This is a genomic window from Armatimonadota bacterium (assembly GCA_013314775.1).
GTDB lineage: Bacteria > Armatimonadota > Zipacnadia > Zipacnadales > JABUFB01 > JABUFB01.
In genome coordinates this window covers 1-19,286 of sequence record JABUFB010000019.1, presented here as the reverse complement: position 1 = coordinate 19,286, position 19,286 = coordinate 1, and the positions used below count along the sequence as shown (strand labels likewise).

The 19,286-nt window shown below is 65.2% G+C and carries 14 protein-coding genes; 8 read left to right on the top strand and 6 right to left on the bottom strand.

Annotated features, from left to right (window positions below; translation table 11 throughout):
• Positions 1 to 33: 33 nt before the first annotated feature.
• From HPY44_20680 to HPY44_20670, 3 genes are read right to left on the bottom strand one after another with little or no spacing between them, the layout of a single operon-like run.
• Positions 34 to 978: a tyrosine recombinase XerC gene (locus HPY44_20680; GenBank protein NSW58432.1), complete on the bottom strand. Its 945-nt coding sequence runs from the start codon at positions 976 to 978 to the stop codon at positions 34 to 36.
• A 36-nt stretch (positions 979 to 1,014) separates the two neighbouring features.
• Entirely contained in the window at positions 1,015 to 2,346 is a 1,332-nt protein-coding gene (gene trmFO, locus HPY44_20675; protein ID NSW58431.1) for a methylenetetrahydrofolate--tRNA-(uracil(54)-C(5))-methyltransferase (FADH(2)-oxidizing) TrmFO, read from the bottom strand.
• 31 nt (positions 2,347 to 2,377) lie between these two features.
• Positions 2,378 to 2,599 carry a hypothetical protein gene (locus tag HPY44_20670; GenBank protein ID NSW58430.1) on the bottom strand — a complete coding sequence of 74 codons (222 nt, stop codon included), beginning with the start codon at positions 2,597 to 2,599 and terminating at the stop codon, positions 2,378 to 2,380.
• Between the two features lie 452 nt (positions 2,600 to 3,051).
• Here HPY44_20670 and HPY44_20665 point away from each other — a divergent pair, with 452 nt between their 5' ends.
• Positions 3,052 to 3,339: a hypothetical protein gene (locus HPY44_20665; protein NSW58429.1), complete on the top strand. Its 288-nt coding sequence runs from the start codon at positions 3,052 to 3,054 to the stop codon at positions 3,337 to 3,339.
• A gap of 99 nt (positions 3,340 to 3,438) precedes the next feature.
• Here the strand turns inward: HPY44_20665 and HPY44_20660 are convergent, their stop codons facing one another.
• The 3 genes from HPY44_20660 to HPY44_20650 form a co-directional block, all read right to left on the bottom strand.
• A complete protein-coding gene (locus HPY44_20660; GenBank protein ID NSW58428.1) occupies positions 3,439 to 4,626 on the bottom strand; it encodes a DUF1624 domain-containing protein in 1,188 nt (395 codons plus the stop codon).
• A 13-nt stretch (positions 4,627 to 4,639) separates the two neighbouring features.
• Positions 4,640 to 6,187, bottom strand: a complete 1,548-nt coding sequence (locus HPY44_20655) for a glycosyltransferase family 39 protein (GenBank protein NSW58427.1) — start codon at positions 6,185 to 6,187, stop codon at positions 4,640 to 4,642.
• An 81-nt stretch (positions 6,188 to 6,268) separates the two neighbouring features.
• Positions 6,269 to 8,041 (bottom strand): carboxypeptidase regulatory-like domain-containing protein, encoded by a 1,773-nt coding sequence (locus HPY44_20650; GenBank protein ID NSW58426.1) that lies wholly within the window; start codon positions 8,039 to 8,041, stop codon positions 6,269 to 6,271.
• 131 nt (positions 8,042 to 8,172) lie between these two features.
• On the opposite strand from HPY44_20650, the gene HPY44_20645 reads away from it, so the two are divergent.
• From HPY44_20645 to csaB, 7 genes are all read left to right on the top strand, one after another.
• On the top strand, positions 8,173 to 11,058 hold the full coding sequence (locus HPY44_20645; GenBank protein ID NSW58425.1) for a beta-N-acetylhexosaminidase: 2,886 nt from the start codon (positions 8,173 to 8,175) through the stop codon (positions 11,056 to 11,058).
• A 6-nt stretch (positions 11,059 to 11,064) separates the two neighbouring features.
• Entirely contained in the window at positions 11,065 to 11,844 is a 780-nt protein-coding gene (locus HPY44_20640) for an AAC(3) family N-acetyltransferase (GenBank protein NSW58424.1), read from the top strand.
• Between the two features lie 637 nt (positions 11,845 to 12,481).
• Positions 12,482 to 14,743 (top strand): alpha/beta hydrolase, encoded by a 2,262-nt coding sequence (locus HPY44_20635; protein NSW58423.1) that lies wholly within the window; start codon positions 12,482 to 12,484, stop codon positions 14,741 to 14,743.
• A 175-nt stretch (positions 14,744 to 14,918) separates the two neighbouring features.
• Entirely contained in the window at positions 14,919 to 15,197 is a 279-nt protein-coding gene (locus HPY44_20630; protein NSW58422.1) for a hypothetical protein, read from the top strand.
• Between the two features lie 81 nt (positions 15,198 to 15,278).
• Complete coding sequence (locus HPY44_20625) at positions 15,279 to 15,800, top strand: hypothetical protein (protein NSW58421.1); 522 nt, start codon at positions 15,279 to 15,281, stop codon at positions 15,798 to 15,800.
• Positions 15,801 to 15,804: 4 nt separating this feature from the next.
• The gene (locus HPY44_20620) at positions 15,805 to 17,730 is read left to right on the top strand and encodes a hypothetical protein (GenBank protein ID NSW58420.1); all 1,926 of its coding nucleotides are present in this window, start codon (positions 15,805 to 15,807) and stop codon (positions 17,728 to 17,730) included.
• Positions 17,727 to 18,848, top strand: a complete 1,122-nt coding sequence (csaB, locus tag HPY44_20615) for a polysaccharide pyruvyl transferase CsaB (protein NSW58419.1) — start codon at positions 17,727 to 17,729, stop codon at positions 18,846 to 18,848. Before HPY44_20620 ends, csaB begins: the two co-directional genes overlap by 4 nt.
• Positions 18,849 to 19,286: the final 438 nt, after the last annotated feature.

Here is a 19,286-nt window from a genome sequence, read left to right as displayed (position 1 = left end):
TCTCCCCTGGCCGGGCCGGTGCCCGGCCGTCTTTCACTGCTCCCGGCGATCCGACAACGGATGCGCCTGGTCGTAGCTTCGCCGCAGGCGCTCGGCGCTCACATGCGTGTAGATGCCGGTCGTGGCGAGATTCACGTGACCCAGAAGTTCCTGGATGGCCCGCAGGTCGGCGCCGTTATCCAGCAGGTGGGTCGCGAAGGTGTGCCGCAGAGCATGGGGCGACACGCGGTGAATCACCGCCGCGTCCAGCACATGCCGGCGAACGCGCCGGGCGATGCCCTCTTTCGACAGGCGCCCGCCGAAACGGTTCAGGAACAGGGCAGGCTCCTCCCCGGTACCCACCCGCGCCGCCAACAGGACGGGACGCGCTGAGTCAAGATACTCGCGCAATGCGTCCGCCGCAGGTTCGCCGAAGAAGACCACGCGCTCCTTGTTGCGCTTGCCCACGACGCGGATGGAGCGGCTCTCGAAACTTGGATCGTCCACGTTCAGGGCATGGAGTTCGGACAGCCGGACCCCGGTCGCGTAGAAAAGCTCGAGAATCGCCCGGTCGCGCATGCCCAGCGGCGTTGATGTATCCGGCGTCTCCAGCAGGGCCGCCAGTTCGTAGTCGTGCAGAATCTCCGGAAGATGCGCTGCTTTCTTGGGCGATGCCGCGAGGGCTGCCGGATTGGCCTGCACAACGCCGGTAGCCACAAGATACCTGAACAACGCACGCAGGGCAGTTAGCTTCCGAGCGACCGTGGTTTTTTCCAGGGCCCGGCGCGACAGATGCGCCAGGTAACTGCGCACCACCGGGTAATCGACGGCGGGCCAGTCACAGGCACGGGCGGGTCCCCAGAGGTGCTCGAGGAACTCGGTGAAGTCGAGGAGGTCGCGCGCGTACGCCTCAGCGGTATTCGGGGAAACGCGCCGGACGTGCACGAGGTAGTCCAGGAAGCCGTCCAAGGCAGCAACGCCGCCGGGATGTCCCGTCACTTTCCCTCCACCTCAGCTCCTATTGCCCGAGTCCTTTCAGCCCACCTGCAATCCCGTCTGGCGGATGAACTCGTCAAGGGCTTCCAGGCAGGCCCTGCCGCGGAGTTCCTTCTTCTGGGACTTGCGCATCTTGCGCGGGCCGTCGGCAGGCGGCAGCACACCGAAGTTCGCATTCATCGGCTGGAAGCTCTCGGGGTCGGCGTTGCAGATGTGATAGGCAAGGGCCCCCATGACAGTCTCGCGGGGCAAGGCGATGGGCTCCTGCCCGGACAGCATGCGAGCGGCATTGATACCCGAAATGAGCCCCGCGCCGGTGGACTCCATGTAACCCTCGACGCCGGTAAGCTGCCCGGCGCAGAAAAGGTCATCGCGGCTGCGGAACTGGAAGGTGGGCTTCAGGAGCGTGGGCGCGTTGACGTATGTGTTGCGGTGGACTTGGCCGTAGCGCAGGAACTCGGCGTTCTCCAGGCCGGGAATCATGCGGAAGACCCGGGCCTGCTCGCCCCATTTCAGGGATGTCTGGAAACCGACCAGGTTGTACATGGTCAGCTCCTGATTCTCGGCGCGCAATTGGACCACGGCGAAGGGCTGGTGACCGGTGCGAGGGTCGATGAGGCCCACGGGTTTCATGGGGCCGAAGCGCAGGGCCTCATGGCCGCGAGAAGCGATGACTTCCACGGGCAGGCACCCTTCGAACAGTTCATTGGGGTCCACGTCGGCATGCAGGGAGATCTCGGCGGCCATGAGAGCGTCATAGAACTCGTTGTACTGCTCCTCAGACATTGGGCAGTTGATATAGGCCGCTTCGCCTTTACCATAGCGGGAGGCCAGGAAAACCTTGTCCCGATCGATGGAATCAGCGTCCACAATGGGCGAGATTGCATCGTAGAAGAAGAGATACTTCTGCCCCGTGATGCTGAACAAAGAGCGGGCCAGGGGCTGGGATGTGAGCGGACCGCTGGCGAGAATGGTCATGCCCTCGGAGGGCACGGCAGTGACCTCCTCGCGGCGGATCTCGATGTTCGGGTCACTCTCGATAGTGGCGGTGACCATGTCCGCGAAGCGTTCGCGGTCCACCGCGAGAGCGCTGCCGGCCGGGACTGCGGTCGCGTCGGCGCAGCGCAGGATCAGCGACCCGAGGCGGCGGAGTTCTTCCTTGAGGATCCCGCCGGCGCGATCCATGCTGTTGGACTTCAGCGAATTGCTGCACACAAGTTCGGCGAACTTGCCCGTCTTGTGGGCGGGTGTCATGGTGCCGGGGCGCATCTCGTACAGAACCACCCTGGCGCCCAGGCGCGATGCCTGATAGGCAGCTTCGGCCCCGGCAAGGCCGGCGCCGATGATTGTGACAACGCCATCAGCGGCCATCGGTCTATCTCCTTCGATTGGTTCGGGGAGTTCACGGCCGCCAGACGGGGTGCGTCCCCAGGTAGGCCTTCAGGTCCACCCAGTCCGTGTCTGGTGGCTGGATCACCGGCGGCGCAGGGCGGGGCACCTTCTGGACGTCACTGGGGGCATCCCACCAAAGCACGCCGGTCATCGCGAAAACCTGCTGCCAGAGCAGTCCGAGCGCGACAACGGCAACGATGGCGAGTACCCAATTGCTGGCGGCCGGATTCATCTCAGCGGATTTCCTGTCGCAGTCGGGGCTGTCTGTGACGCGACCCCGCTACGCCTGCGCTCTGCGCCTGGCGTTGGTCTCCTGCATGGCAACGCGCCCGCACTGCGGGCAGATGAACTTGCGCTTACGGTGATGGGTGCCGCGGGTCTGTTTCATGGCCGAACGGCAGCGCTTGCAGGTCAATGGAACATCCCTCGGAATGACTAGTATGCACGATGATTCTACCCGGCGTCTGGGCGACAAGTCAAGCTGAGCCGACACGCACGGAATGGATGTTCGGGTCCCCCGGTAGCAATCTTCGCCTGCCGCGGAACCAACTCCACGCGAAATCTGTCCAATGCTGTATAGAGTCAAATCTTAATCTTCTACATCTTGACACCGGATTGGTTTCGCAGTAGTATCGAACTGTTATTCGAATAACCACATCGCGGCACGTGCTGGAGTTGACGACGATGGACTGGATCTGCCCCCTGGGAAGCACATCGCTCAATGGTCTGCATATCGGGTTGATGATCGTCGCATACGCGGCCCTGCGGATCTTGCTGCATGACAGTCACGCGGCGGGAGCGGTGCGATCAGCTGGAACAACAGCGCGCCCGAAGACCTCGGGCCGACGTTACCTGTACCCCGAGCCGGCAGGACAGCGCTGGGCCAAGCGAGCTGAGATGCTGGAGAGAATGCACCATTCGGCGGATCTGGTCTCAGCGAAGCGTCGCGAGAAAACCCGCCGCGCAGCGTAGGAGAGTACCGGCACAGACACCGGCCCTGGACCAGCTCATCGGAAAGCCCCCGTGGATATCAACCCGGGGGCTTTGGTTCTTGCGGAGCCTGTCTGCCGGTCATCGCTTCCTTGCGCGGCGCGAATACAGGGGCAGACACAGAACGAGAATTCCGCCGCAGGCGATGACCGACGAGATGGTCTCGTGGAACCTGAACTCACATAGGACGAGGGCCACGTAGCCCGTCAGGTAGCTCAGGGTCCCGACCGCCGCAAGAAACCATGGTGACCGCAGCCACCCATGCCGCGTGTCGTTCCAGGCATTGACCAGTGCCATCCAGGGCCTGTATGCCAGAGCGATCAGGGCGAGAATGGCCGCCGTCGCAATCAGGTAGCCGGGCAGCCCCATGTCTCCCGTGAGATGCAGGCGGGGCATGATCGACCGCCCGATGAGCCAGTGGAGCGCGGTGGCCGGAAGGGCGAACATGCCGAGGGTCACCGTGACGTTCCCCAGGGGCACCCACTTCGACACTCCCTCCAGCGATGAACACAGAACCCAGGACAGCGCAAACACGCCGCAGGTCAGGATGGAGTACCCGAGGCTGATGGGGATCTTCGAAAGGCCCCAACCCTGAAAGGCCGCGAGATAGGCCGTCGCCGTGAGAACCGCGCCCAACGCGAGAGCCACGGCGCGAAGCAATCGCGTGGGGCTGTTTCCCTGCTGGACGAGACTCACGCCCAGCGCATAGCCCAGGAATACCACCGGGAGCCAGCCCGGCAGCGGGAAGTGCCCCGTGAAGAGCACCGAGTTCATCAGGAAGCCAATGACCCCGCCTGCGGGCTCGAGGCCGGCAGGCAGGGCAGTCTGCTGCCACGCAACGATACCCCAGCAGACCGGGATCAGCGCCAGCCCGGCCATCCAGCCCCGTGCAGACACAGCCAGCAGACCGCACGTCGCCATCGCGATGCCGATGCAGTGCAGGAAGTCGAACTGCGCAAGATCCCGGAGCATGAGGGTCCACAGGAAACCGGCGAGGAACACCAGCCAGCCGCGCCGGGCCAGTTCCACGCGCCGTTCGGCCGGGCGCTCCTCCCCCAGGAAGAGCGCGCACGAGACTCCGACCACCCCGAAGAACAGCCCTGCGGCGAAGGTGAGAGCGAAGAAGACGGATTCCCCGTGGACGCGCTCCAGCACGTCCTCGCGCAGGAAGACGTGCCAGAAGTGGGCGGCAACCATGCCGATGATTGCCCATCCGCGCAGATAGTCGACGAAGAAGAGCCGCGGGCGTGCCGGGGCGCTGGTCGCCATGCTGTCCTCTCCCCTACTTTTCCTGCGGGCTGCCTATGGCATTCATCGAGGGACCAATGGGTGCGGGGCGACCGCCTCCTGCCTGCGGCGTACGGGCCAGCCTGTATACTGTCCAGCCCTCGAGGCCCGGCACCGTAGCCCGCGTGTAGCGCGACGCAATGAAACCACCAAGCGTGTTCCCGAACTCGCCGCGCATGCAGCGCCGACCCAGGGCATCGAGCGCGATGACCGCGGGTGGATTTCGAGTGAGATCGTCCATGAGCTCCGCCACATGCCCCTGCACGAAGACCACATTGAAGAACCGGCTGGGTGAAACGCGGTCGCTCAGAATGTAGACCTCGCTTCGCAGGCCCACGACGTACACCGGCTCGCGCTCAGGCGTCTCTCGCTGGATGTACTCCACCAATGGTTTGCGTGCCCCGATCCAGTCGCCCTTGTCAGCGCGGGCGGCCATGATCGAGTCCGCCGGCTCCCACAGGAACAGAGCGAGGAATGCAGCCGCAGCGAGGCCAACTACATTCCTCCACTGGCGATCCAGGTCCCGGAAGCGCCCCACCGCGCAGGCCCCAAGCAGAACCACTGCGGGGACGACCGGCTTGTATTGGTGGGGGTAGAACCATCCGGATCCCGCCATGGCCAGAATGCTCAGCAGGGCCCACCAGCGCGCCAGAAGGAGCACAGGCCGCACGGGTGCCGGAGCTTTCCAGCCGGGTGCGAGACCCAGCGCCGCCAGGGCGATCAGCCCGACACCATCGGTGCGCAGGTAGGGCATCAGGAATGTGCCCAATGACCGCCAGATGTCTCCAAGAGCGGCGGGGTGGGTGTCGTGGGCAGTGAGGCTGACGAAGGCCACCTGCCAGTACTCCCGCAGGATCCCGGCGGAAGCGGCCCAAGCGAAGCTCAGCGCGATGGGTGTCGCCGCGCCGACCAAAGCCAGCAGAGCGGCCATTGGCAGGCGCAACAGCACAAAGCTGATGGCGAGAGCCGCGGTTTCCGCGGCAGCGACGGGTTTGAACAGAAACGCGCAGCCGAGGAACAGGCCGCCAAGGAGCGCAAAGCCGACGCGTTGCCGCGTCACCGATTGCCAGGCAACCAGCATGCCGGCACAGACGAACGGCGCCATGAAAGCTTCGGTGTCGGCGAGGTGCCCGTGGAGCCCGCGTCTTAGCAGGAACCCGGCCACGAGCAGACCGGCTGTCAGGCCTACGCGCTTTCCTTGGAATGAGGAAACGAGCAGGCCAAGCAGTGCCGCCGCGAGAAGCTGCGCGCAGACGGCCGCCAGGCGCGTGCCCCCGAGAATTCGGCTGCCGTCACCCATGAACAGCCGGTAGGCGAGGAAGATGCCCGGCGGCTTGTTCTCGAAGGCATCGCGGTATGGCAGGAGGTCGCCCTTCGCCCAGAAATGGGCGATGTAAGCGAACAGCGCCTCGTCGGAATCGGGGCCGGAATCACGTCCCGTCACCACGAAGGCCAGCAGCTGGCAGACCACTACGAGCAGTAGCAGGATCACGAGAGCCAGGCCGGACGGCAGGCTCTCGGCGCTCACAGGGGCGCGACCCATCTGGGCTCCCTCTCCCCCCGGCTCAGTGCGCCCCATGTTCCCCAGGCGCACAGGCAATCCCTTCGCCGAACACTCGCAGTCCTAACCTGCAGGCGCGGGCTGGACGGCTGCTGCCCGGCTGATCTCGAACTCCAGCACATACCAGTCCAGGTTCTGCCGCGTTACGGGGTCCTGCACGTTCTCCCGTCGCACCGTCTTCAGCCACTCCGGGTGATCCGTCCAGGCCTGCATGTCGATGGTCTTGCGGTACTGGTTCTCCACATAGACCGGGAAGCGCACGGACAGCTTGCGTTGGGCCCCGAGGGTCGACAGATCGATCACCGCGCCCCGGGTGGATATCTGGTATGACTTGTACAGCCGAAGCCCCGAGGGCGGGATGACTCCTCTGTCCACCCCGGTGGGCAGTCTGCCGTTGGTCTTGAACTGCTCCATCCAGCGCTGCATCACTTTGAGTCCCGCCGGATTGAGAGCGGTCTGGGCGATCTGACCGTAGTCGGCCAGCCACAGGCACGGGTTTGCCGCGTCCCAGACCATCTCGGCCGGAGAGTGCTGGTTGGGCGAGAAGAAGCCGATGAGGCTGTCGGACACCGAGGGCAATTGCGCGGGAACGACCCCGGTGCGCTCGTAATCATATCGGGCCCGCCAGGCCTCGACATTTGCCCAGAAACCGTTCCCGCTGGAGAGCTGGACCCACCATTGGGTCACCGGGTGGGTATCGACAAGCACCGTGCGGGCCGGGACATTGAGGGCCCGCAGAAGGGCGACGGCCAAGCGCTCGTACTCGGAGCAGCCGGCCCGCCGGGTCTCGAGGACCTGGGAGGGCAATTGCAGCCAGTCCTCCGGATCGCGGCTCCAGGCGCCGTGGGCGAGCTGCCAGTTACCGCAGGTTGAGTCTCCCGGGAAAGAGCGTTCGGAGTCGTAAGCGATGTTGGCGACCAGCCACTGCACTGTGGCCTGCACCAGCGCGGCGGATCGCAGGCGGTGGGGTTCGGCGACGGAAGCCAGGATCGCCGAGGCCCGCGCAACAACAGCCGTATTGTCGCTGTCCACTTGGGGGCTGGGTTCCAGGTAGGTCAGGACCTCGCGCGGGTATATCTTCATATCCACCACCGCGCTGTCGAAGGCGCTGGGGGGAGGAGGCACCTCGCGCAGTTCCACCATCCTGCAGACGCGCACCGAGAGCGTGCCGGTGAGCCGGGACGACGCTTCGCCCTGCGGAGCAAGCAACAGCACCGATGCGCCCGAGGGCTGGTCTGTCGGTGTCAGGCCGCCGGCGAATCCGTCGATGAAGCCCGGACTGGAGGCGCGCAGGATGTAACGTGGCGCCGACACAGGCACATTGGAGATGACGAAGTTGCCCTCAGCGTCCGAGTACGCACCAAGCGGGGAGCCGAAGACCGTGACCCGAGCGTCCTTGACCGGGTTGCCTGCGGCATCGATTACTTTGCCGGAGAGAAAACCCCTGCGGCTCGGTTCGTGATGTTCCGCCGCGAACGCCTCTGCCTTGCGGTAAAGATCGTCCAGGGCGGTACACGCCGCCACGTAGTCGCCCTTCTTGATGAGCTCGGCAACCACGCTGACCGTGGCGGGCGGAAGTGCCTCGTTCACCGGCAAGCGTCGCTGCCGCATGTCCCCGAGCCACATGAGCAGCGCGGCGTGGCGATCAAGGAGGGTGTGGTGCGTGGTAGGGGTCTCCCGCACATCAAACCGCGCGCGCCAGACTGCCCAATTGTCGAAGCCATCCACCCTTAGTGGCTGGCCCGACGGGTAGAACGCGGGCAGCGCTCCGGACGCGGCTGCAAGCGAGGAAAGCACCACCAGAAGGACGGTAGGGGCGAAGATACTGCGTGACATTCCGGGTCACCTCCGACCATGCGAGAAGGGAAGGGCACGGGAATGAGCGAACCCGTGTCCATGTTCCCTTTGACCGAAAGGAGTGGCGAAAGGTGCGGATTTGCGGGTCCCTATTGATGGTGGCACTGCTGGTGACAAGTGTCGGACAATGCCAGTCGGAGCGTTGGGCAGAGTTCGGCGAATACGCAAAGCGTCTCGCCCCTTTGGCCCGAACCCCGATGGGCGAAGGACACCTCGGGCTCATCGAGTCCGGCAACTGGGTGCCAATGCGATTTCCTGTGCCCGAACAGGAGGCGGCCGGGTACTGGCTGCGCATCGGGGCAGTTGTCGCTTACAGCGGGAAGGGCACCAGCTACCAGTTGCTGCTGCGGCGAGATAGCGCCGATGGAGAGCTTATCTATGAGGGCCCCATTGTCACCGACGGGGACGAATGGAACCGGACCAACCAGGCCCCTATCGACCTGACTGAAAGAATCACCGCCGACGACCGGCGGCGCGGATACATCGACATCTTCGTCGGCGCGACCGTGGCCGGCGACGGGTGGACCTCCTACCGTTACGGCACGGGCAGGGACCTGTTCGCACTGGCGACAGTGATGGACGAGGAATCCACCCGGCAGATGAAGGCCGCGGCGGCGCTGACTGATGCCGGCGTATCGCTGATCCCCCTGCCGCAGCAGATTGACTTGACCGGCGGGGACTTCGCGCTCGAGGCGGATACCGTTATCTGCCACGCGGATGGCGATGAGGACGCGGCCTTCGCTGCCCGGGAGCTGCAGGCGTTGATCCAGGAGCGCACCGGGCTGGAGTTGGGCGTGCGTGCGCTGGACCCGCAGAAGGGGGATGCGCCCCGCAATTCTCTCTTGCTGCTGAAAGCAGATCCCAACGTGCCCTCGGACAGTCCTGAAGCCTACGCGCTGGAGGTATCCGTCGACGGCGCGCAGGTCAGAGCCCGGGACGCTCGGGGCATCCTGTACGGGGCGATCACACTCGGCCAGATGGCCCGGAAGACTGAGGGGGGCCCGGGGGTCGCCTGCTGCAGCGTGCGAGACTGGCCGGCTTTCCCATACCGGATTATCCAGTACGACATCGCCCGGGGACAGAGCGTGAACGTGGAGTATGTGAAGCGGATGATCCGCGCCCTTGCAAGGTGCAAGATCAATGGCCTGCTCTTCTACATGGAGGACGACTTCCGCTTCAGGGCATTCCCATTCCTCGGACGCGAGGGCACTTTTACCCACGACAAAGCCCGGGAGCTTACGGAATACGCCCGCCCGTACCACATGCAGTTGATTCCCCAGTTCGAGGCCCTCGGGCACGCGTCGGCGGTACTGCGGCACCCAGAGATGGAGAAGATGCGGGAGGCCGGCGACCCCTGGGTCTTCTGCACCAGCGAGCCCGAGACCTGGAAGTTCCTGGACACCGTGTTCGCCGAGCTTGTGGAAGCCTTCCCGACCACCGAGTTCATCCACACCGGCGCCGACGAGTTCGAGTTCGGGTTCGCCAAGTGCCCGCGGTGCAAGGCGAAAGTGGAAGCGGGCGGCATGGGCGCCCTGTACGCCGAGCATATGAACAAGTTAAACCAGCTTGTGAAGAAGCACGGGCGGACCATGATGTTCTGGCCATCCCACCACGGCCCCACACCGGAACTGAGCGACATGACCCTCAAGTACAGCGACCAGATGGAAAAGGACTGCATCCCCACCGAGTGGATCTACCACGGACCGGCGGAATACCCGACTCTCAAGCAGTACCAGCAGGCGGGGTTCAAGGATGTGCACTGCTGCCCGGCAGTGGTGAGTTACTCGGTGATCTGGCCAGACTACGAGACAACGATACGGGGCATCCGGGGCTTCTACCGCGCAGGGGCCGAGGCGGGTTGCGGCGGAGCTTATTGCACAACCTGGGAGTTCATGCACGGGGCGCTCATCGAGAACAGCATGTATGGCCTGCTGTTCGCGGCAGACTGTTCCTGGAACCCGCGCAGCAGCAGTACCGGCGAGTTCGACCGGCGCTTTGCGGACCAGTGGCTCGGAACAAGCGCGCAGGAGGCTCCCGGCCTCGTTGCTCAGGGCCTGCGCGAGCCGGTGGCGCGCACGGGGGCGGCAGGAATGTGGCGCAACTGGCGCCTCACCACGGACATTCTCTGGACGGCCCCGCGCGACGTCATGCGAGAGTTCGGCCTGAAGACCCCGGTGGCGGCGGCCAGTGCCGGCGCTCTCATCGAGGCCATGCAGGCGGCCCGGGGCAAGGTGAGGCGGCTGAATGAACTCGCCGGGACAAATCACCTGACCCTGCGGGCTGCCGATCTGGGCTTCGCGCTGGCCGAGTATGCGGGCCGGAAGGTGAACACCTTCCGGGACATCACCTCCCAGTACGCCGCACTGCGCAAGCCTCTGGGCGAGGGTGAGCTTGCACAGCGGCAGGCAACGCTGGCGGAAATAGTGGCCCGGCTGCGGGCTCTCGGGGACGAGGCAAGGACAAGGGCCCTGGAGTATAAGTACTTCATCGACAACTGCGGAGCCTACGTCGGCGACGCGACTCGCCTCGAAACCCAGGCTGACCAACTGTCTGCTCTTGCGGGGGAACTGGAGGCATTGAAGGACAGTCTTGACACGCCTGCTGCCCTTCCCCCGGGTACAAAGTTCGGCCTGCTCTCAGGCACTTATGCGAAAGCCGGGGGCTGGGAGCCGGCGCAGATGAGCGAGGAGGGCGTGACCCTCACGCTAGACGTCACCGCGCACATCAAGCAGGGGGGCGCGTGGCAGGTTGAGTGGCAGTATGACCGGGGCGCGCACGGGCTGGTGATCCGCAAGGTCAGCCTTCTGGAGAACGGGCAGGCGATCTCCGAGGACATCCACCGTGGCTGGGCGGGGAGTGGCAGCAGCGGGAACGTCTACGAAATCAGGCTGCCGGAATACCGCGCGGATGCGAAGTACGAACTCGTGGCCGAGGTCGCATCTAGCGGCGGCACGGATTCATCGGGCACGATCTGGCTGATTCGCCCCGAGGAGTAACGCAACATGAGTTCACATGCGGGCGTAACCGGCGAGGATATCCGCGAGGGCCTGTCGGCGCTGGGTCTGGGCGCAGGGCAGACGGTAATCGTCCACAGCAGCCTGTCCAGTTTCGGGCGCGTGGAAGGTGGCGCGCCGACCGTGGTGCAGGCTTTGCTTGGCGTGCTGGGGCCGGAAGGGACGCTGGTGGTGCCCACCTTCAGCCAATACCTCCAGGGCGGGGAGACGGTCTGGGACCGGGAGAACACTCCCTCGCGGATGGGGATCATTTCGGAGACCGTGCGCACCTGGCCCGGGGCGATTCGGAGCAGCCACGCGGCGCATCCGCTGGCGGCAATCGGCCCCGCGGCCAATCTGATCTGCCGTACTCCCCACAGGACGGGCTTCGGCCCGGACAGCCCCTTCAAGACCCTCGTGGACATGGATGGCCGCGTACTGCTCATGGGCGTGACCTACAACAGTTGCACGCTGTTCCACCTGCTCGAAGCCGAAGCGAGAGTGCCCTACCGGTTCATCGAGTCCCGCCGCGCCACGATCATCCTTGACGGCGTCGCGAACCCGGGCGGGGAAGCCTGGGAGTACACGCGGATGGAGACAGTAGCCAATGACTTCCTGGCGTTGGGGCGGGAACTGGAGGAGCGCGGGCTGGTGAGCACCGCTCGCATCGGTGAAAGCGAGCAGCGGCTTTTCCGCGCGGCGGATGCGTACTCGGTGGGTATGGAGAAGCTGGCCAATGACCCGCTATATCTGCTGACGGAAGATTCGAAGCGCAAGTGGATGCGATGACAAGAGCGAGGTGGTCGCTGTTGCCGACCGCGTAGGTCGAGGGTCCCCGCTCGACATCGCTGTTGCCGACCGGGACGGTCGGCCTATGCGAGTGAGGACGGGTTCCGCCGACCGGGACGGTCGGCCTATGCGATTGATGGGGACGGTCGACGCCGTTTCCCGTCCAAGGCCGTTCGCCGTTGCCGTTTGTCGTCCAACGCCGTTTGTCGTTGCCGTCCAGCCCCGAAGGGGCGGCAGTCTCTTGCCACCAGCGTCAGCTGGTGGAATCAGGCCCCTCCTTCGAGATTATAAGAGCCCCCGAAGGGGGCGGCAGACGCCCCGGGTTGAAACCCGGGGCTAGAGGCCTGCGGCCGGGCGTCCTGAGGGACGCAAAGGTCGAGCGTCCCGCTCGACAGGCCCTTGCCGTCCAGCCCCGAAGGGGCGGCAGTCTCTTGCCACCAGCGTCAGCTGGTGGAATCAGGCCCCTCCTTCGAGATTATAAGAGCCCCCGAAGGGGGCGGCAGACGCCCCGGGTTGAAACCCGGGGCTAGAGGCCTGCGGCCGGGCGTCCTGCCGGACGCGAAGGTTGACATCCGCCGACCGGGACGGTCGGTCTACGCGAGGTTCGACCACAGCACTTCCCTGAGGTGATCCACAGATGGCCGCGAAGCGTTCACAGACGGGCGTCGACAGCATCCCGGGAGCCGCGCCGCTCACCGCGAAAGGCGATCTCGCGGCGGCAATGGTTGCCGGCATCAGCCGCGACCTCGACCGTCGTAATCGCGAAATCGCCGGGAGGCGTGAGCGCCACTGGCAGCGGGACCTGAGTTCTCCCGCCGCGTACGCAAAGTCGGTGGCGCGGAACCGGAAGGAGCTGGCCCGGATCATTGGCGTCGTTGATGAGCGCGAACCGGTGCGGTTCGAACTCGTCGGGCAAACCGGACCGCATGTGCTTTGCGAGGCGCCCGTGGCCATGGCGAACGACTACCAGGTGATGCGCGCCCGCTGGGCGGTGCTGCCGGGTGTGGAGGCCGAGGGTCTTGTGCTGGACCCCTGGGGCGAACCCATCGCCGACATCATCGCTCTGCCCGACTGCGACTGGACGCCCGGCATGCTCATCGGGATCGAAGACGGTCTGCCGTCGGACGCTCAGTTCGCCCGGCGCCTTGCCGAGACTGGCTGCCGGGTGCTGGTTCCGTGGCTGATCAACCGCCTGGACGATGATTCCGTCGCCGCACTCACCCTCGCCACCAACCAGCCGCACCGGGAGTTCATCTACCGCCCGGCCTTCGAGCTTGGGCGCCACATCATCGGTTACGAGGTGCAGAAGGTCCTCGCGGTGCTGGACTGGCTTAAGTCCGGGCGCTCCGGGCGCCCCATCGGAATTGCGGGGTACGGCGAAGGCGGGCTGATCGCGCTGTATGCGGCGGCGGTCGATCGGCGCATCGACGCAGCCCTGGTGAGCGGGTACTTCGGACCGCGCGAGGAGCTCTGGAGAGAGCCGATCTACCGAAATGTATGGGCGCTGCTGGAGCAGTTCGGGGATGCGGAACTCGCGACCCTCATCGCCCCGAGGCCGCTTGTGGTCGAGCACTGCCCGGTGCCCGAGGTCAACGGCCCGCCACCGGCGCGTGAAGGTAGGTCAGGAGCCGCGCCGGGAGCCCTGAGCACGCCTTCTTTCGCGGCGGTGCAGCGAGAACTGGACCGTGCGAAGGCGCTGGTCGAGGGATTGGAGACCGACTTCCGTCTGGTCCGCTCGAAGACGGGGCGGCCGGGCTCGGACAAGGCGCTGGCCAGCCTGCTGCAGGGCCTCGGAGTTGCGGACGCACTACCCGAACCGGGAGAAGCGCCTGAGATCACCCATGAACTTGAGGACAGCGAGGTCACCCACCGCAGGCAGTTCCTTCAGGTGCTCGGGCACACACAGCATGCCCTGCGCGAGGCGGAGTTCGCACGCAAGGACTTCTGGAAAAAGGCCACCGGCGCCACCGTGAAGGACTGGGAGCGGCAGTGCCGGCAGTACCGCAAGTACCTGTGGGAGGAGGTTATCGGCAAGCTGCCTGAGCCTGAACTCCCGGCCAACCCCCGGGCGCGCAAAGTCTATGAGACCGAAGACTTCACCGGCTACGAGATCATGCTGGACGTTTATCAGGATGTTTTCGCATACGGCATTCTGCTTCTGCCGTCCGACCTGCGCGAAGGCGAGCGTAGACCGGTGGTTGTGTGCCAGCACGGTCTCGAGGGCCGGCCTCAAGACGTGGCAGACCCGGGCAATAACGTGCCCGCCTACGGCCAGTTCGCATGCCGTCTCGCAAGCAAGGGGTACATCACCTACGCCCCGCAAAACCCCTATATCGGCTATGACGACTTTCGGGTCCTTCAGCGCAAGGCGAACCCCTTGAAGCTCTCGCTGTTCTCGTACATCGTCCGGCAGCACCAGCAGACTCTCGACTGGCTGAAAAGTCTGCCGTGGGTGGATCCGCAGCGAATAGGCTTCTACGGTCTGAGCTACGGCGGAAAGACCGCCATGCGGGTTCCGGCCCTGCTCGACGACTACTGCTTGTCCATCTGTTCGGCAGACTATGATGAATGGATCTGGAAGAACTGCTCCACCCGCCACAGCTACACCTACCTGCGTACCGGCGAGTATGAGATGCCCGAGTTCAACCTGGGCAATACCTTCAACTACGCCGAAATGAGCTGGCTCATCTGCCCACGGCCATTCATGGTGGAGCGCGGGCATTTCGACGGCGTGGCGCCCGATGAGTGGGTCGCGTATGAGTATGCCCGCACCCGGTTCCAGTATGATATCCTCGGCATTGGCGACCGCACGGAGATGGAGGTCTTCAACGGCCCTCACGCGATCAACGGCGCGGGGACATTCGCCTTTCTGGACAGGCACCTGAAGGCTGAGGCATAGGGATCGCGCGTGGAAGCAGCGAAGGAAGTTGGATGGATGCCGATCCGCGAACCGCTCACGGACGGCATCAGCGCAGTAATCTTCGACCTCGCCGGGACCACGGTTGACTATGGCAGCCCGGCCCCGGCGAAGCCCTTCGTGGCGCTTTTCGCGCGGCACGGTGTGCAGATTTCCGTTGAAGAAGCCCGCGGTCCCATGGGCACCCGCAGGCGTGACCACATTACGGCGCTGCTGGCCCCCCCGCATCCCCGGAGAATGGCGTGCTGCGGGGGGTGCGGAGCCGACGGAAGAAGTCCTTTCGGCGCTCTACGCCGAGTTCAAGGACCGGCTTGACTGGGCTGATCGCAGGGTGAAGGCAGCCGAAGCCCACGCGGGGGTGGAGGGCATCACGGAATGCCCGACGGCGGCGGAGCATATCCGCGACACACTGGCTGCGGGCGAGCGGCCCCGCTGACGGTCATAGTCCCGCCGGGTGACGCGGGAAGTCGTGTATGCTAAACTGCGCACAACTGATGCCGGAAGGGTGTGCACGCAGTTGGAAAGTACGCCGATCTATGACCGAGTGACATACATAGCGCCCTGGATGCAGGGCCTGATCGCTTTTTCTATCGCTGGAGCCGTCGCCGGGGCCGTCATCCCGATCGTGCTGGGCGAGACCGGCCCCGATGCGTGGGTTGGCCCCGTTCTTCTCGTGGTCTGCGTCCTGCCCGCCATGGCCCTTGCCTGGCGCGTGCGGGTGCAGGTGACACCCGAAGCCGTTGTGCTCAAATGGGGAATCGTGCCATACCCCGTGATGGTTTTCCCACTGCAGGACATCGAGTGGTACCGGGTCGTGAAGTTCCGGGCCCTCATGGATTTCGGCGGGTGGGGATGGCGTCTCGGTCCGCGTGGCAGCAGATGCTACAATCTCGCCGGGAACACGGGAGTCGAACTCAAGATCGGCGGGCGCAGCTACATCGTGGGCGTACCCGACCCGGAATCGCTCGCCAGTGCGCTGCGGTCGGTCAGCGGGGCTGAACCCCGCCCTCCCGCGGAATGGAAAGCGAATGCAGACTAGCGGCATGTCACTTACACAGAAGGCGGTACTGCTAGCGCTCATGGCGCTGGGGCTGATCGCGGCGCTGATTGCCATGCAGCCCAGGCTGTCGGCGGAACATCAGAATCGAACGGTTGCGCTGGCAGTTGACTACAACCGCGTCCAGGAGATATCGGGCCTGACGGGGCTCCCCGTCGCCGATCTCCTGCGGCTGCTCAAGAACGCCGGAGCCACCCACGCGGTGATCAAGGAAGACTCCCTGTCGGATCTCGTGAAGGATGGCAGCATTGAGATCGTGCGGCACCAGCAGGGCGTAGCGGTGGTGGCGCTCCCGTCGATACGTGCAAGGATTACCCAGCAACTGTCCGAAAGGATCCCCGGGGCGACATTCACCTCGGACAATGTGGCCTGGTATCGCACCGCGCGACAGCTTGACTTGCTGGGAGCCATGGGCATGGGCTACCCGGAGGATGCCGTCGCCGACGCAAGGGCCGCGGGGCTCAAGATCGTTGCTCGGCCCATCGGCGAGCTGACAAGCACCCGCCGCGCCATCGATGCATCGCTGGATGCCGTCGCTCAGATCGGCGCCGATACCGTAGTGTTCTTCGGTGTGCAGGTGCTGGGGACTTTTGATCTCGTCAAGTACGCGGGCGAGGAAATGGCAAGACTCGGCATCCGTTTCGGGCAGGTTGAGATGGCCAAGCAGTACGGGGAGTTCGGCCTTGCAGCCGCGTTGGACAGCAAGATCATCCGTTCCCACGCGGTGGCTGAGGCGGAGATGATCAAGCTACCGGTGCGCCGAGCCATCGACCGCTACGGTCTTGCGATGCGCGAGCGGAACGTCAGGCTCGCATACATCCGCCCGTACTTCCTGGCATCAGACGACCCGGTGGCCGACGCTGTGAAGCTGGTCGAAGATATCAAGCAGGAGGCCCTCGCAGCCGGCCTGCGGCCGGGCGACCCCGAGGTGTACCCGGACGTGCGTGTAACCACGAGCCTGCTCCTCATCATGCTGGCGGCCGTCGGCGCAGCGCTGATCTGGTTGGTGCAATCGATCTGGGGCCTGTCGGCCAAGGCCTTTGCAGTGCTCGTGGGCGCTGACATTGTGCTCTCTGCCGGTGCGGCGTTTGCGGCGACGGGCCTGGCCCAGAGCGCCGGAGCGCTGGGCGCGGCGATCCTCTTCCCCACTCTGGCACTGCTGGGCATCCGCGTGAGTGATGGCGACGGGAAACCGAAGCTCGGCGCGGCAATCATCAGGTTTCTGGCGATCTGCGGCATCGGCGTGGTGGGGGGCCTTATCGCCGCCGGTATGCTCAGCGATCTGCCACACATGATGCAGACCGCGACCTTCCGCGGTGTGAAGTTGGCCCAGGTATTGCCCCTGTTCGTGGTTTTCGCGGTGTTCGTGGCGCGGTGTAGCGAAGCGTACCGGCGCCATTGGGCCGCGCCCGGCGCGGGCGAATGGAAAGCGCTGAAAGCCGGCCTCTGGGAGGCGGCGGAAGCTGCCGTCCGGTACTGGCATGTCGGCCTTATCATCTTCGGACTCGTGGTTCTCGCGCTACTGCTGATGCGTTCGGGCAACGTGACGCCGGTGCCGCCGTCGAACCTGGAACTCACGGTGCGCGCGGCACTGGATGACCTGCTTTGGGTGCGTCCGCGAACTAAGGAAGCTCTCTTCGGCCACCCGATTCTCATCCTCACGCTGGCATATATGGCAGCCGGCTGGCGGCGCGGCGCGTGGATTGGCGTGCTCCTGGGAGCAATCGGCCAGGTCTCGCTGGTGAACACCTTTGGGCATATTCACACCCCGCTTATCTACACCCTGGTGCGTGTGATCAATGGCGTCTGGGTAGGCTGCGTGGTTGCCTGCACCCTCTGGGTCGCGTGGTGGACCGTGCGGCGCGTCCTTCCGAGATCGCCAAGCTCGCCGGAGGAGCCCGAGGCCCGGTGACCGAACGCGCGCCTGTACGGTTCCTGATCTCGGGCTACTACGGCTTCGGGAACGCCGGAGATGAGGCGGTTCTCGAAGCGATCCTGCAGGGCATCGACCGGCGCTTCCCCGGGCATGAGACCTGCGTGCTGTCCGCCGATCCGGATGCAACCGCCGCCTTGTATGGAGTGCGCACAGCGCAGCGATGGTCGCTCCCTTCTGTGTGGCGCGAACTGGGCCGTGCGGATGTGCTCATCCAGGGCGGCGGTGGGCTCATCCAGGACACCACCAGCCGCGTATCGCCCGCGTACTACCTGGGCATTCTCGCGATGGCCCGGGCCCGGCGAGTGCCTGCGATGGTCTTCGCGCAGGGCGTCGGCCCCATCCGAAACCGTTTCGTACGCTGTTGGACGGGGCACGAGTTTCGTCGGACCAGAGCTGTGACGGTGCGTGACCCGGCATCACTCCAGTTGATGGCTGAACTGAAGGTGCGCGGGGCCACGCTGGTCGCCGATCCAGCGCTGCTCCTGGAGCAGGCAGACGGGCCGCTGGATGATTATGTCGGGCGTCTGGGGCTGGACGAAGGCGCTCCCAGGGCGATTGTCGCCGTTCGGCGCTGGCCGGGCGGGGAACACGCTCTGGGGGCCTGTGCGGCGGCGGGGAAGTGGCTTCGGGAGACCGCGGGCTGCGAGGTCCTTGTGGCGGCATTCCAGGACCCGGACGACGTGGAGGCGGCGCAGACGGTCGCCACGGCGATTCCCGGCGCACATTTGCTTACCGGACGTCGACGAGCGGCTGAACTGGCCAAGCAGGTAGCGTCCGCAGACATTGTGGTCTCCATGCGCCTGCACGGGCTGATCTTCGCCGCCGCCCAGGCGGTTTCCGCGGTCGGCATCAGCTACGACCCTAAGGTGTGCGCCTTCGCAGAACTCGCGGGACAGCCGTGGATAGACCTCCCCGACTGCACAGCGGACAGACTGCTCCAGGTTGTCTGCGAAACATGGGCGGCATCCGATAGCCGCCGTAGCAGGCGTGAGCAGACTGCGCTTGCCCTGGTGTCCAGCGCGGAGCGAAGTTTCGACGTGCTGGAGCAACTGGCAACCTCAGTGGGCGTCATCAGATCGTCGCCCCACCGATGAAAAGAGCCCCCGAAAGAGGCGGCAGAAACCGATCCTCATTCTGTCGCCCCGTTCAGAAGCTCTTACAATCTCGGGGGGCTTGATTCCACCAGCTGACGCTGGTGGCAAAGGGCTTACGCCCCTGCGGGGCTGAACGACCAACGGCTTGTCGAGCGAGACGCTCCGCCCCACGCGACCTGAAGGGGAATGCGGCTTTCGCGTAGGCCGACCGTCCTGGTCGGCAATCTTTTCGACCTACGCGTCCGGCAGGACGCCCGGCCGAAGGCCTCTAGCCCCGGGTTTCAACCCGGGGCACCAACCTACGCGCATGGCGGCACGCTAAACAGGTACTCAACCCGGGGCACCGACGGCGAACGACCTGTCGAGCGAGACGCTCGACCTTCGCGTCCGGCAGGACGCCCGGCCGAAGGCCTCTAGCCCCGTGCTTCAGCGCGGGGC

What these genes read in the sequence shown, in the direction of transcription:
- trmFO (NSW58431.1), bottom strand. Translation starts at nt 2,346, where the DNA reads ATGGCCGCTGATGGCGTTGTCACAATCATCGGCGCCGGCCTTGCCGGG.
- HPY44_20670 (NSW58430.1), bottom strand. Translation starts at nt 2,599, where the DNA reads ATGAATCCGGCCGCCAGCAATTGGGTACTCGCCATCGTTGCCGTTGTC.
- HPY44_20665 (NSW58429.1), top strand. Translation starts at nt 3,052, where the DNA reads ATGGACTGGATCTGCCCCCTGGGAAGCACATCGCTCAATGGTCTGCAT.
- HPY44_20660 (NSW58428.1), bottom strand. Translation starts at nt 4,626, where the DNA reads ATGGCGACCAGCGCCCCGGCACGCCCGCGGCTCTTCTTCGTCGACTAT.
- HPY44_20655 (NSW58427.1), bottom strand. Translation starts at nt 6,187, where the DNA reads ATGGGTCGCGCCCCTGTGAGCGCCGAGAGCCTGCCGTCCGGCCTGGCT.
- HPY44_20650 (NSW58426.1), bottom strand. Translation starts at nt 8,041, where the DNA reads ATGTCACGCAGTATCTTCGCCCCTACCGTCCTTCTGGTGGTGCTTTCC.
- HPY44_20640 (NSW58424.1), top strand. Translation starts at nt 11,065, where the DNA reads ATGAGTTCACATGCGGGCGTAACCGGCGAGGATATCCGCGAGGGCCTG.
- HPY44_20635 (NSW58423.1), top strand. Translation starts at nt 12,482, where the DNA reads ATGGCCGCGAAGCGTTCACAGACGGGCGTCGACAGCATCCCGGGAGCC.
- HPY44_20620 (NSW58420.1), top strand. Translation starts at nt 15,805, where the DNA reads ATGTCACTTACACAGAAGGCGGTACTGCTAGCGCTCATGGCGCTGGGG.